This window comes from Shewanella sp. KT0246 (genome assembly GCF_019654955.1).
In the GTDB taxonomy this organism is placed as follows: Bacteria; Pseudomonadota; Gammaproteobacteria; order Enterobacterales; family Shewanellaceae; genus Shewanella; species Shewanella goraebulensis.
On sequence record NZ_BPEV01000007.1, the window covers coordinates 43132 to 57758 of the forward strand.

Consider the following 14627-nt stretch of genomic DNA (forward strand, 5'->3'; position numbering starts at 1 on the left):
TGAAATTTTAAAAGTGTTAACTTCTAAATAATGCTTCAACAGACAAGCCTTGAGCACCTAAAACATCTTTCAATCGTTTCAATGCTTCTACTTGAATTTGGCGAACACGTTCACGTGTTAATCCAATTTCAGCACCAACATTTTCTAATGTAGATGGTTCATAACCGAGTAAACCAAAACGTCTTGCTAGCACTTCACGTTGTTTGGTATTTAACTCATTTAGCCATCCTACTATTGAATTAGATAAGTCTTCATCTTGTACTTTATAATCTGGCCCAACAGAATCATCATCAGCAATCACATCAAGTAAGGCTTTATCGTTATCACCACCTAAAGGGGTATCAACTGAGGTGATTTTTTCGTTTAGCTTTAACATGCGGCTTACATCGCTGGTAGAGACATCAAGAGTGTCAGCGATTTCTTCAGCCGTTGGCTCATGATCTAGTTTTTGAGCTAGCTGTCTTGCTGTACGTAAGTACACATTAAGCTCTTTAACGACATGAATAGGTAAACGAATAGTACGGGTTTGATTCATGATAGCTCTCTCGATGGTTTGTCTAATCCACCAAGTCGCATAAGTTGAAAAACGGAATCCTCGCTCTGGGTCAAATTTTTCGACCGCGCGAATAAGCCCTAGATTGCCTTCTTCAATAAGATCAAGTAACGCTAAACCTCGGTTGTTATACCTTCTGGCAATTTTAACAACCAAGCGTAAATTACTTTCTATCATGCGGTTACGAGACTTCTCGCAGCCTTTGAGTGCTTTACGTGAAAAGAAGACTTCTTCTTCTGCACTAAGCAAAGGGGAAAAACCGATCTCACCTAGATATAGCTGAGTGGCGTCAAGATTCTTTTGCAGATCATCTTGAACTTGTTGATCAATATCGGATTGCTGCCCTTCTTTGGCTTTTCCTGCCTTCGGCGCAACCTCTTGTGGTTGTGTAGCTAAATCCATAAGCTCTACTGCGACTGCAGCGTTTTGTTTTTGGCTCATATGGTGCTCTCCCAAACCTGGTAAATTTAATTAAACTAGTGCACTTGCCTATCCTCCGTTTTAATGTGAACTAAACAATTAGCGTTTAGGTAAGTAATTTAATGGGTTAACAGACTTACCATGTAGACGTATTTCAAAATGTAACATCACTTGGTTTGCCCCTGTGCTACCCATTTTCGCTACTGTCTGTCCAGCATTTACATATTGCTTTTCTTTGACCAATATTGAATCTGCATGGGCATATGCACTTAAATAGTCATCGTTATGTTTGATAATAACCAAATTACCATAACCACGAAGTGCATTACCTGCATAAACAACTCTTCCATCAGCAGCGGCTTTAATAATATCGCCACGAGAACCTGCAACCTTAATTCCTTGATTGCCCTGCTGAGTTGTAGAGAAATATCCTATTATTCTGCCTTTATTTGGCCAGTTCCACTTACTTACTTTCTTCGGTAAGCCCTGAACAGGATTTTTAGCTACTTGAACCGTTTTTTCTGGGGTAGTTTTTACAGAATACGCAGGCTTAGCTTTGTGATCAAGCTCTTTTTTTGTACTATTTTTGCTAGCTGACGTACTAGCTTGTTTTGGCACTGTAGTCTGTTTTGGCTGTGTTTTCTTTACGGGCGTGGGTTTGGTGTTCGCTATAGCAACCGGTTTAGAAACAGTTTTAGTGGCTGCAGGTTTATATAATTTTAAGGTCTGACCAGGATAAATTGTATATGGCGCTTTTAGCTTATTGTAAGCAGCAATATCACTGAAGTCCTTGCCTGCTCCCCATGAAATTGAATACAAGGTATCACCGCGCTTAACTTTGTAGCTTCCGGCGGTTATTGACCCTTTATTATATTTAGGACCAGCAGATGATGAAATGCTTTGTACAGGTGCAGGGCTATGAGCTTGAAAGCTACAGCCTGATAAAAAAATTATCAAAAAAATAATGCAAAGCCAATTGTGATACTTCAAGCATTCTCTCCAGCTAAAACAGGAAATATCATCCTAGTTAAGCAAGTTCGCCATTAACCAACGGTACAAATTTAACTGCTTCAATGATTTGCGATTTAAATTCATTATTATTTCGAGTTATTTTTAACAGTTGTTGTGAGTCTTCGCCTACGGGAATGACTAATACTCCACCTTCGGAGAGTTGGCTTAATAATGCCTCTGGTACTGAAGATGCAGCAGCGGTGACCATAATCGCATCAAAGGGGGCTTTATTTTGCCAACCTTTCCATCCGTCGCCATATTTAAATGACACATTGTGTAGATCTAAACGTTTCAATCTTTGCCTTGCTTGGATTTGCAAAGCTTTGATTCGTTCAATTGTGCATAGTTGTGGTACCAACTGAGCTAAGATTGCAGCTTGATAACCCGAACCCGTACCAATTTCTAACACTTTAGCGGGATTATGTTGCAATAATAGTTCAGTCATACGCGCTACAATATAAGGCTGAGATATCGTTTGTCCTTGCCCGATAGGCAATGCAGTATTTTCATACGCTTTATGAGCAAGTGCACCGTCTAAGAATAACTCTCTAGGTGTATTAGAAACGGCTTCTAAAACCGCACTATTACAAATGCCAGCTTCCTGTAGTTTTCTCGCTAAATTGATAGCAACAGTTGAGGCTATCTGACTCATAGTTTTTTTACCCAGTTCTCTAAACCAGCAAGCTGGTTATATGCTGTTAAATCGACCGTTAGCGGCGTGATTGAAACATAACCTTGTTCAACTGTACCAAAGTCAGTATCCGCACCGGCATCTTGTTCTTTTCCTGGCGGGCCAAGCCAATATATATCGCGCCCAGCAGGGTCTTGAGACTTAATCATACCCTCGGCTTTATGCCTTGAACCTAAGCGAGTCACCTTCATTCCTTTAATTTGCTCTAAAGGCAAATCCGGAACATTTACATTTAAAATTTGATCGCTATTGATTGGATGTTCAAGCAAACCTTGCACAATTTTGACAGCGTAAACTGCCGCAGTTTTATAGTGTATTAACTCTTTACCCACTAGAGAAACCGCAATAGCAGGTAACCCTAAGAATCGCCCTTCAGTCGCAGCCGCAACAGTGCCAGAATACAAGGTATCATCGCCCATGTTCGCTCCAGCATTAATACCAGAAACTACAATATTGGGCTCAGTTTCACATAATTCTCTTATGGCTAAATGAACGCAATCAGATGGCGTGCCATTGACCGAAGTATAACCATTATCTAAGTTATTAATTCTTAATGGGTTAGTCAAGGTCAAAGAGTTACTTGCTGCTGAGCAATTACGATCTGGAGCAACAACTTTTACTTTCGCAATTTGGCTTAATTCTTCAGCTAGCGCTTTTATGCCAGCAGCGGTTACGCCATCATCATTGCTAACGAGTATATTAATCACGCTGTTGGCTCTTGTTTAAGTTCTTGTTTAAGTTCTTGTTCAGACTCTTGTTTAGAAAGTGAGGCTGAAGCTTTGGCAAGCGCTTGTTGTTGAGCTGCAGCATTTTGCTCGGCCACCATTTGTTGGCGTTTCACCTCTTGCACGTCTTGATAATCCAGTAACTCTCTAAGAACTGACGTTGCATAACTGCCTGCCGGTAAAATGAATTCAATAATTAAGTTATTTTGTTCAAGTCGATATTTCATCGCTTGTGGCTTAAGCAATAAAGGACGACGCTCTTGTTCTAGCCCAGCTTGTTCAAGTCCTGCAAGATCTTGAGTTAATTCGGCTAAAGCTGCTTGCTCTACAGACGCTGCATCAGCTTGAGGAAGCATTGCGCCTCGACCCCATAACGGCGCAGATAATTGAATGTCGTTATCAGACAAACGTTTTAGCGTAGCAGGATCCCATTTTTCAGTGACAAAAAAGCTCTTACTACCTGCAAGCATTACGCAATCGCCCGTTAATGGTGCGACACTATGATGGTGTAATCGGTATGAGACAACCTGATTAAATACATTTGAACGAACAGCTGACAGATACATGCTACGTTTTTTGCGATCTTTTACTTTTTTACCAGCCAACATTTGTTGGCCGTAAATTAAATTCTTGCCTTGATGACCAAAACGTTGTTCACCAAAGTAATTTGGTACACCTGTTTCAATGACCTGTTGGATACGTTTTTCAACAGCATCTTTATCTGACACATTTCGTAATGTCAGCTCAAAGCGATTACCTAATAACGCGCCAATACGTAATTTTTTACTATGACGCTGGCTCGATAAAATAGTCAAACGAGCTTGGTTAGTGTCATTACCTCTACTTGAAGTATCTGCAGATGCTTCTGTATTTGGCGTTGTTAAGGATTGCCAATCAGGGGTTTCTTTACCAGGAATTCGCACACCGAACCATTGTTCGGTGACCGCATTTTTGTCTTTTTGACCTGCGTAAGTCACTTCTTTTTGATGTACCTTTGCAAACTTAGCCAGCATCTCAGCCACTTGATTGGTGTTCAAGCCCTCTTTACGAACATGGATCATATGATGCTCACCTTCCCCTGTAGGACTAAAAGGCAGCATTTCCTTCACGATAAAGTCGCTATTGAAAGTGCGTAAATCAGCGGTGCAGGTAGGTTTATCAAAAAGGTAATGTAACGAGCTCATGTCATGTTCTCAAAATATTAGGTTTATTGTGGCTAACGGCTAACTAACTTTTATAGTTTTATAATGCTTTGGACATCAAAACAACAGATTCAACCGCAATGCCTTCTTTACGTCCGGTAAAACCTAATTTTTCAGTCGTGGTCGCTTTCACATTAATGTTATCAATGGCTGTTTCTAAATCTTGCGCTAAGCATTCTCTTATCGCTTGAATATGCGGGAGCATTTTAGGTGCCTGAGCAATAATTGTGACATCAAGATTACCGATAACAAACTGCTTTTGCTTGGCTAATTTATAACAATGCCTTAAAAGTACTCTACTGTCAGCGCCTGCAAACTCTGAATCAGTATCTGGAAAATGCTTACCTATATCACCTAAAGCCATAGAACCTAGAATCGCATCTGAAATAGCATGTAAGACCACATCACCATCAGAGTGAGCAATCAGACCTGTTTCATAAGGTACGGTAACACCACCTAATATTAACGGCTTGTCACCACCGAATTTATGTACGTCAAATCCATGCCCAATTCGTATATTCATTATTTTCGATTACCATTTATTATATGACTGTTATTGCTATATATTTTGATGATTAACACTTTTTAACCTGAGTTATACCATTAAAGCGACTCAATGTTGGCTAAAAATAGCTTAGCTAATTGTAAATCATCTGGATGAGTGACTTTAATATTATCAGCCCTACCTGATACTAACCCAGGATTCACGCCTGCCCATTCCATTGCGCTCGCTTCATCGGTGATATTAACGCCTTGTTCAAGGGCTGCAGATAAATTTTGTTTTAGTTGCTGACTAGGGAACAATTGTGGAGTTAACGCATGCCACAAATTATCACGGCAAACTGTTTCAGCTATTTCAACTTTACTTACAGCTTTGTCCGCAGCATTAGCAACAATACTTCTCTTCATTGTGTCTCTCACTGGCATAGCTAAAATTGCCCCTTGGCTATGCACAGCACGAGACTCGAGTAACTTATCGATATCAGTTTGAGTTAAACAAGGTCTAGCTGCATCATGGACCAGTGACCAAGTCGAGTGCTCACTCGTAATATCAGTAGTTACATCATTGGTTTCATCATCTAAGCTATTCAATGCAGCAAGAACTGAGTCAGCACGCTCGTTGCCGCCTATTACTGTCAAAACTTTTTCATGATTGGCTTGTGTTAGTTTTGCAAAAAAGTCATCTTCAGGGTGCAATGCCACAATCACTTTGCTGATGTCAGGATGTGAAATTAAACTATCCAAGGTATGCGCTAATATGGTTTGTTCGCCAAGCATTAAGTATTGCTTAGGAATAGACGCGCCCATTCTGGCACCAATGCCAGCAGCTGGCACAATAGCGACAACAGATTGCTTTGCAGACTTCATAATGTTTACTGACCAAATGTAGAATTATTTCGGGGATTATTACCAACAACACGATAGAAAGTTTCACCTTCTTTGACCATACCCAACTCATTACGCGCACGCTCTTCGATGGCTTCTGTGCCACTTTTTAAATCTACGATTTCAGCAATTAGCACTTGGTTACGGGCGATCAGTTTGTTATTACTTTCTTGTTGGCTGGCAATCTGCTTTTGCAGATTCATATACTGGGAAAGATTGTTCTCGCCTAACCAAAGTCGATACTGCAACAAGCCTACTAAGATAATCAGTAATAGTAAAAGTCGTTTCATAAATCGGTTATCAGCGATATTTATTAGTAATTGTTACGTTATAGTACAACAAAAAAGGCCACCGAGTGGTGGCCTTTTTAAGATTTAGTAAAGATTAAGCTTGGCCTTTCACTTCTTTAAGACCGTTGTAAGGTGCTTTTTCACCTAATGCTTCTTCGATACGAAGCAGTTGGTTGTACTTAGCAACACGATCAGAACGGCTTAAAGAACCCGTTTTAATTTGGCCTGCTGCAGTACCAACGGCTAGATCAGCAATGGTTGCATCTTCAGTTTCACCACTACGGTGAGAAATTACAACGGTAAAACCAGCATCTTTAGCCATTTTTATCGCAGCTAAAGTTTCAGTTAATGAACCAATTTGGTTGAACTTGATTAAGATAGAGTTAGCAATACCATTATCGATACCACGCTTCAAAATCTTAGTGTTAGTTACGAATAAGTCATCACCAACCAATTGAATTTTGTCACCCATCAATTTAGTTTGATGTGCAAAACCTTCCCAATCTGATTCATCAAGACCATCTTCGATAGAAACGATTGGATATTCTTTAGTAAGATCTTGTAAGAAGTAGTTAAACTCTTCAGAAGTGAATTTCTTACCTTCACCTTTAAGATCGTAGATGTTGGCTTCTTTATCAAAGAATTCAGAAGCAGCACAATCCATCGCTAAAGTGATGTCTTTACCTAACTCGTAACCTGCATTCGCCACAGCCACTTTAATCGCAGCTAAAGCAGAAGCATTTGATGGAAGGTTTGGTGCGAAACCACCTTCATCACCTACTGCAGTTGAATGGCCGTCAGCTTTAAGTACTTTTGCTAGGCTATGGAAAACTTCAGCGCCCATTCTTAGGCCTTCACGGAAGTTAGCAGCGCCAACTGGTTGGATCATAAACTCTTGGATATCAACACTGTTGTCAGCATGCTCACCACCATTGATGATGTTCATCATTGGTAGAGGCATAGAGTAAACACCAGGAGTACCGTTTAAGTCAGCGATGTGCGTATATAAAGGTACTTTCTTTGAAGCCGCTGCCGCTTTTGCTGCTGCTAAAGAAACTGCCAAGATTGCGTTTGCGCCAAACTTAGCTTTGTTTTCAGTGCCATCTAGGTCAATCATGATTTGGTCAAGTTCAGCTTGAGCCAATGCATCTTTACCTTTTAACGCCTGCGCGATTGGACCATTAACAGCTTCAACCGCTTTTAATACACCTTTACCTAAGTAACGAGCTTTGTCGCCGTCACGTAATTCTAATGCTTCACGTGAACCAGTAGAAGCACCTGAAGGAGCAGCAGCCATACCGAAAGAACCATCAGCAAGATGGACTTCAGCTTCAACTGTTGGGTTACCGCGTGAATCCATGATTTCGCGACCAATGACATTAATAATGTTAGCCATAACTTCCTCGATAAATGTAATATAAAATTAAAATAGAAAATCAATACCAGTAATCAGCAACATTTCTATAATTGAAGATTGATTATTGGTATTTCACTTTCAGTTTGGTAATTAATTGTCAACTAGAAGCATAGCATAGACCTATTATCCTGACGCTTCAACTATCAAAGTGACAACTTGGAATACACCATGAAAAAAAAGCCATTGATGAACTCATCAATGGCTTTCGTTATCTAGCTAGCTTCACCTTTTTGATGAGCAGCAGCAGCGGCTACAAACCCTTCAAAAAGAGGGTGACCATCACGCGGTGTTGAGGTGAACTCAGGGTGGAATTGACCAGCAACAAACCAAGGGTGATTTGGCAGCTCAATCATTTCAACTAATTTGCGGTCAGATGATAGACCACTGAATACTAAGCCTGCTTTCTCTAAGCGCTCAACATAGTTGTTGTTCACTTCAAAACGATGGCGATGACGCTCAACACAAGTATTAGAATTGTAAGCAGCAGCAGCTTTAGTACCATCAGCTAAATGACATAGCTGAGCACCTAAACGCATTGTGCCACCTAAATCAGATTCTTCATGGCGAGTTTCAACATTACCTTCTTCATTGATCCACTCAGTGATCAAACCAATCACAGGATGATCAGTCTTAGAATTGAACTCAGTTGAATGTGCATCAGCAAGCTTAGCTACGTTACGAGCAAACTCAATAAGAGCCACTTGCATACCTAAACAGATACCGAAATAAGGGATGTTGTTTTCACGTGCGTATTGAGCCGCAAAAATCTTACCTTCAACACCACGTTCACCGAAACCGCCAGGAACTAAAATGCCGTCTAAGCCAGTTAATACTTCAGCGCCTTTTGCTTCAACAGTTTGTGAATCAACATATTGAATGTTCACTGTCACGCGGTTTTTAAGGCCTGCATGTTTTAATGCTTCATTTACTGACTTATATGCATCTGGTAATTCAATGTATTTACCCACCATACCAATAGTGATTTCACCAGTTGGGTTAGCTTCTTGATAAATAACATTTTCCCATTCAGATAAATCAGCTTCTTTACAATCAATACCAAAACGCTTGATAACTAACTCATCAAGGCCTTGTGAACGAAGTAAAGCTGGGATTTTGTAAATACTATCTACGTCTTTTAACGAGATAACCGCTTTTTCTTCTACATTACAGAACAGCGAGATTTTCGCTTTTTCGTTTGCAGGAATTGCGCGGTCACCACGACAAACTAATACGTCTGGCGCGATACCAATTGAGCGAAGCTCTTTTACAGAGTGCTGTGTTGGTTTAGTTTTAATTTCGCCTGCAGCGCCTAAGAATGGCACTAACGTCAAATGCATGAATAAAGTGCGGTCACGTCCTAGCTCAGCACTTAATTGACGAATTGATTCTAAGAATGGCAGTGATTCGATATCACCTACTGTGCCACCGATTTCTACGATAGCAACATCATGGCCTTCGCCACCTTCAAGTACTTTTTCTTTAATCGCATTAGTAATATGCGGAATGACCTGAATAGTTGCGCCTAAATAGTCACCACGACGTTCTTTACGTAGCACTTGCTCGTAAATACGACCAGTAGTGAAGTTATTACGACGGTTCATTTTGGTACGAATAAAACGTTCGTAATGACCTAAATCTAAATCAGTTTCAGCACCATCTTCAGTAACGAATACTTCACCATGCTGAGTTGGGCTCATGGTACCTGGATCGACGTTAATGTATGGGTCCAGTTTCATAATGGTTACATTGAGGCCACGCGCCTCTAAAATTGCTGCTAGAGATGCTGCTGCAATGCCTTTACCTAGTGAAGAAACAACGCCACCAGTTACGAAGATATACCTTGTAGTCATGCTGAACCTGAGAATGTGAGTTTGAAAAATACGTGCTTGTAAGAAAGCACTAGGACGGGGCGACATTCTACCAAAATTGCTCGATAACAACAAACAATAAACTCATTAAATTGCGATAATAATGTTTAATAAGCCAACAGCCTCATTCTATGTGTTTTTTAGGCCATCAAAGCAATGAGTACTAAGGCAGGTTGCCGTCACTTATACATTGACTCACGCTGATTTAAGCCTAAATTTTTAAAGCCTTTCCTGTTGTTTAACTTGATCCCAATATGCGTCTAACTCATCTAAAGAGTGTTCATTAATCGACTTTCCGCTTTGCTTAGCAAAGTGCTCTACACCACGGAAACGTCGTTCAAACTTTTGGTTTGCTTGTCTTAAGGCTTGCTCAGGTTCAACGCCCAAATGTCTTGCCATATTAGCAACTGCAAATAACAAATCGCCCATTTCATCAACCACACGTTCATGATAAATCTCTGGCTGAGTTTTAAGGTGTTGTGCCTCTTCCATCACTTCATCGATTTCTTCATGGACTTTAGCCACAACTGGCGCTAAATCAGGCCAATCAAACCCTACCTTAGCGACTCTTTTTTGAATTTTTATCGAACGATTTAATGCAGGCAGAGCCACAGGAATATCATCGAGTAATGAAAACTGCTGTTTTTGCTCGCGCTCCGTTTGTTTAATTGCATCCCAGGATTGTTTAACTTTTTCCGCATTGGCACGTGGCGAACTGGTGCCACTCCCCTTAACGGTAAACACATGGGGATGACGCCGCGTCAGCTTGTCACAAATTTTCTCAACCACAACAGCAAAGTCAAACATGCCCTGCTCACTCGCCAACTGACAATAAAACACCACCTGAAACAGTAGATCACCTAGTTCATCAGGCAGCGATTCAAAATCAGCTTGTTCTATTGCATCCGCTACTTCATAAGCTTCTTCGAGCGTAAATGGCACAATCGTCGCAAATGTTTGTTGTTTATCCCAAGGACAACCGGTTTCAGGATCGCGTAACTTCTCCATAATCGTTAATAATGGTTGAATAATATTATGAGTTTGAGATGACTCTTTAGACATGGAAAATATCCAAATAATTAGGACTAAACAAAAAAGTGGTAAACCTAACGATTTACCACCTCTATTAATTCACATTAACTTACGTATTTGCGTATTATAAGCGCCTTGCTTCAATGACGCCTTCAATTTGGCCCAATTTCGCTAAGATACGCGATAAGCCATCAAGGTTATAAAGCTCTAATTCAAGATCAACCGCCGCAGTTTGGTTCTTTTCATCTGATGTTGAGCTCATTGCCATCACATTCGACTTTTCTGCCGCAAGTACTGTGGTGACGTCTCTTAATAACCCGCTTCTATCATGAGCATTTACTTGTACTTTAATGCGATATCCACCAGAGTAATTTTCACCCCACACGACTTCTACATTACGCTCAGGATGAGCACGCATTAATTCTTTAACTTGAGCACAGTCACTGCGATGTACTGAAACCCCTCGCCCCATAGTAATGTAACCAAAAATTTCATCACCCGGAACAGGTTTACAACAACTGGCAATATGGCTCAGTAAGTTACCCACGCCATTAACTTCAACTTGACCTTTCCCTTTACGGGCTGGTTTAGTGTGCGAACGCTTTATGATCTCTTCAACAATTTCTTGCTCTGAACTCGGCTCTTTACGCAGGCTGGTTTCGATATAATTAACCACTTGGTTAAGGCGAAGATCGCCGCCGCCAATAGCAGCTAACATGTCATCCATTGAGTTCATGTTAAATCGCTCAACAGCCACTTGCGCGTCTTTAATTTTTAATGATATCCGTGTGAGTTCAGCTTCCAGTAACTCTTTACCGGCAACCATGTTTTTATCGCGGTCTTGTTGCTTAAACCAATGTTGAATTTTAGAGCGTGAGCGAGACGACTTGATATAGCCTAAATTCGGGTTCAACCAGTCTCTTTTTGGATTTGGATGCTTTGAGGTAATAATCTCAATCCGCTCACCGGTTTCAACTTGATAAGTAAATGGCACAATACGTCCATCCACTTTTGCACCAATACATTTATGACCCACATGCGAGTGAATGTAGTAAGCAAAGTCCAGTACAGTTGAACCCAGTGGCAAATCAACCACTTCGCCGTTAGGGGTAAATACATATGCTCGGTCTTCGAAAACCTGACTGCGCACTTCTTCAACTAGGTTGCCTGTTTCGGCCACATCTTCTTGCCAAAGTAAGATCTTACGTAGCCAGTTAATCTTTTCTTCATAACCACTTTGTTTTCCACCAGCCGTACCTTCTTTGTACTTCCAGTGCGCAGCCACACCTAGCTCTGCATCTTGATGCATCGCTTCGGTACGAATTTGGATCTCAACAGTTTTACCTTCGGGCCCTACAACGACGGTATGGATTGATTGGTAGCCGTTAGGTTTAGGATTTGCCACATAGTCATCAAATTCACGTGGAATATGATGCCAAAGGGTATGGACGACACCTAATGCACCATAACAATCTTGAAGGCGGTCAGTGACAATACGCACTGCGCGGACATCAAACAGTTCATCGAACTTAAGATCTTTGCCCTTCATTTTGCGCCAGATGCTATAGATGTGTTTTGGGCGACCATAGACTTTTGCACGTATTTGATCGGCATCTAAACGTTCTTGCAGCTGGGTTACAAACTTTTCGACAAACACTTCTCTATCGACACGCTTGCCGTCTAATTGTTTAGCAATGTCTTTATAGACAACTGGATGAAGGTATCTGAATGAAATATCTTCTAATTCCCATTTAAGCTGACCGATACCTAATCTATTGGCTAATGGCGCATAAATATCGGCAACTTCACGCGCAACTAACACGCGAGTCTCTTCATCGACGTTTTTAATTTCACGTAGTAGGCGTAATCGCTCAGCAAGCTTGATCACGACAGCGCGGACATCTTCCACCATCGCCAATAACATTTTACGAATATTATCAATTTGCGGTTCTGCGGTGCGTGAATCTTGACTAACTTTTAAAGCGCCAATGGCTTCCATCGTGACAACACTTGCCACCAACTGACTTAAACTTTTACCAAACTTTTCTTCGATGTCTTCAATCGAAAGAATGCCTGCATCATGAATGATAAATAATAGGGATGCTTGCAGGGTTTCAATGTCCATATTCAGTGGAGCAAGGATTTCAACCATTTCACGAGCACGGTCTAATAGTTCGCGATGAATATCTGGGGATGGAGTCGGCAGCGCATCTAACTGTTTAATAAGATCCAGCAACATTTGGGCTTCTTCGGCATTATCTAAATAACGCATCACCCATTCGTCGATATTAAAATCGGCTGAATTAAAATGTGCTTCTCGGACTGAGACCATAATTAACTTCCTTATTGGTACTTATTAACTACCAGTAAAACAAACCTGTTTATTTTCAATAAACCGTCTATTGCAGACGCGCTCTGCAGTATGACAAAAGAATCATCTTGAATGTTCAGTAATCTATGTCAAATTAATATTAATCACTTTACAAATTCTTACTTAAAAAAACGAAAAAGGTTTAATTTTCCATCAATTTCTAGCTTAAATAAGATTTATATTCATCTGCTTTCAATAATAAAGCATCAGATTGCTAACGAATGTTCCCCTGGCAACACTCAAGCTATCTTAGCCTGCTTCATTTTGTCTCAAATAACGCCATTGCTTCAATATGGTGAGTTTGAGGAAACATATCTAGCATGGTAATTTTTTTCAATTTATAGCCTTGCTCAATCAAAACTTGGCTGTCTCGCGCTAAACTCGCTGGGTTACAAGATACGTAAACCACTTTTTTGGGTTTCATTTTAGAAAGCCATTGCAAACTTTCAAAAGCGCCCGCTCTGGCAGGGTCAAGTAATAATTTATCGATGCGACCAAGCCATGATGCTTCAGATAAATCAGCACTGAGATCGGCGTGAAAGAAACTTAAGTTAGTTAAGTTATTGTCTTGGGCGTTTTGCTTAGCCTGAGCCACCATTTCAGGCACTCCCTCAACCCCAATAACATCTGCGGCTTGTGTTGCGAGTGGCAAACTAAAGTTACCGACTCCACAAAATAAATCTAAAATACGCTCGTTCGCTTGTGGCTCAAGCCATTCAATTGCCTGGGCAACCATACGTTGATTGATATCTGCATTAACCTGCACAAAGTTACCAGGGCTAAATCGGCAATCAACTTTACCATCAGCTAAACTGTATTGAGGCAACTCTAGCTCAGCTTGATGACTAGAGACAACCTCAGAATATAGTGAATGAATCGCACTTTCATTGTCTTGAACTAACAAATTAATCTGATGAGTTTGAGCAAAGCTCACTAACAGTTGTTTATCAGCATCTTTTAAATCTTTAGTAAGTCGCAATACAGCAAACAAGCCATTATCTGCTTCAGTAAGCTCTAAATGCCCTAAAGTAGTTTTAGCCTGCAGTTGGTTGAGTAACTCAGTAAATGGCGCTATTAATACCGATAAGGGTTTAGCTAACACATCACATTGCTTGATTTGCACGATATCGCTGCTATTAGCAGCACGAAAGCCTAGTTGTAAGGTTTTAGATTTTTTATCAAATAAGGTGGCTAAGCGCGCGCGGCGACGGTAATGCCAAGCTTCACCAATAACAGCTTCAGTCACCATAGATGAATCAACTTTGATAGCCAGCTTGCTGATTAAATTAGTTAATGCAGATTGCTTGTGTTCACGCTGAGCTTCAATGCTCATATGTTGTAAATCGCAGCCGCCACACTGCTGATAATGCGGACACTGTGCATCGACACGCTTGGGGGTCGGTTTCTCAACTTTTATCAACTTAGCTTTAGCATATTTTTTCTTTTGCTCGGTTAACTGAGCTGTAACGGTTTCACCAGGTAGCGCACCCGGTACAAACACGACTTTCCCGTTATGTTGTGCAATACCAGCACCGAGATGATCGAGTTGTGATACCGTTAAACTCAACTTTGCTGATAACTGCTTAGTCTTGTTTGGTTTTGCTTTAAAAAATTGCGCCATTTTGGCCTCTGGTTTTGAATAAATTACTGGTCAAGAGTGC

General features: G+C 40.7%; 13 protein-coding genes. All 13 read right to left on the bottom strand.

Annotation, left to right across the window (positions count from 1 at the left end; translation table 11 throughout):
- Window positions 1–16: 16 nt before the first annotated feature.
- Window positions 17–994 (bottom strand): RNA polymerase sigma factor RpoS, encoded by a 978-nt coding sequence (rpoS, locus tag K5Q58_RS04950; protein WP_220752789.1) that lies wholly within the window; start codon window positions 992–994, stop codon window positions 17–19.
- 78 nt (window positions 995–1072) lie between these two features.
- Complete coding sequence (locus K5Q58_RS04955; RefSeq protein WP_220752791.1) at window positions 1073–1963, bottom strand: peptidoglycan DD-metalloendopeptidase family protein; 891 nt, start codon at window positions 1961–1963, stop codon at window positions 1073–1075.
- A 37-nt stretch (window positions 1964–2000) separates the two neighbouring features.
- The gene (locus K5Q58_RS04960) at window positions 2001–2636 is read right to left on the bottom strand and encodes a protein-L-isoaspartate(D-aspartate) O-methyltransferase (RefSeq protein WP_220752792.1); all 636 of its coding nucleotides are present in this window, start codon (window positions 2634–2636) and stop codon (window positions 2001–2003) included.
- Entirely contained in the window at window positions 2633–3382 is a 750-nt protein-coding gene (gene surE, locus K5Q58_RS04965) for a 5'/3'-nucleotidase SurE (RefSeq protein WP_220752793.1), read from the bottom strand. Before surE ends, K5Q58_RS04960 begins: the two co-directional genes overlap by 4 nt.
- Window positions 3379–4584, bottom strand: coding sequence for a tRNA pseudouridine(13) synthase TruD (truD, locus tag K5Q58_RS04970; RefSeq protein WP_220752794.1), 1206 nt, complete (start codon window positions 4582–4584; stop codon window positions 3379–3381). Before truD ends, surE begins: the two co-directional genes overlap by 4 nt.
- A gap of 58 nt (window positions 4585–4642) precedes the next feature.
- A complete protein-coding gene (gene ispF, locus K5Q58_RS04975; RefSeq protein WP_220752797.1) occupies window positions 4643–5125 on the bottom strand; it encodes a 2-C-methyl-D-erythritol 2,4-cyclodiphosphate synthase in 483 nt (160 codons plus the stop codon).
- An 80-nt stretch (window positions 5126–5205) separates the two neighbouring features.
- The gene (ispD, locus tag K5Q58_RS04980; RefSeq protein ID WP_220752798.1) at window positions 5206–5970 is read right to left on the bottom strand and encodes a 2-C-methyl-D-erythritol 4-phosphate cytidylyltransferase; all 765 of its coding nucleotides are present in this window, start codon (window positions 5968–5970) and stop codon (window positions 5206–5208) included.
- A gap of 5 nt (window positions 5971–5975) precedes the next feature.
- A complete protein-coding gene (gene ftsB, locus K5Q58_RS04985; protein WP_220752804.1) occupies window positions 5976–6278 on the bottom strand; it encodes a cell division protein FtsB in 303 nt (100 codons plus the stop codon).
- A gap of 94 nt (window positions 6279–6372) precedes the next feature.
- The gene (eno, locus tag K5Q58_RS04990) at window positions 6373–7674 is read right to left on the bottom strand and encodes a phosphopyruvate hydratase (RefSeq protein ID WP_220752805.1); all 1302 of its coding nucleotides are present in this window, start codon (window positions 7672–7674) and stop codon (window positions 6373–6375) included.
- A 233-nt stretch (window positions 7675–7907) separates the two neighbouring features.
- The gene (locus K5Q58_RS04995) at window positions 7908–9545 is read right to left on the bottom strand and encodes a CTP synthase (RefSeq protein WP_220752806.1); all 1638 of its coding nucleotides are present in this window, start codon (window positions 9543–9545) and stop codon (window positions 7908–7910) included.
- Between the two features lie 237 nt (window positions 9546–9782).
- Window positions 9783–10625 (bottom strand): nucleoside triphosphate pyrophosphohydrolase, encoded by an 843-nt coding sequence (mazG, locus tag K5Q58_RS05000; RefSeq protein ID WP_220752810.1) that lies wholly within the window; start codon window positions 10623–10625, stop codon window positions 9783–9785.
- Window positions 10626–10719: 94 nt separating this feature from the next.
- A complete protein-coding gene (gene relA / locus K5Q58_RS05005) occupies window positions 10720–12927 on the bottom strand; it encodes a GTP diphosphokinase (RefSeq protein WP_220752812.1) in 2208 nt (735 codons plus the stop codon).
- A 298-nt stretch (window positions 12928–13225) separates the two neighbouring features.
- Window positions 13226–14587 carry a 23S rRNA (uracil(1939)-C(5))-methyltransferase RlmD gene (rlmD, locus tag K5Q58_RS05010; RefSeq protein WP_220752818.1) on the bottom strand — a complete coding sequence of 454 codons (1362 nt, stop codon included), beginning with the start codon at window positions 14585–14587 and terminating at the stop codon, window positions 13226–13228.
- Window positions 14588–14627 lie beyond the last annotated feature (40 nt).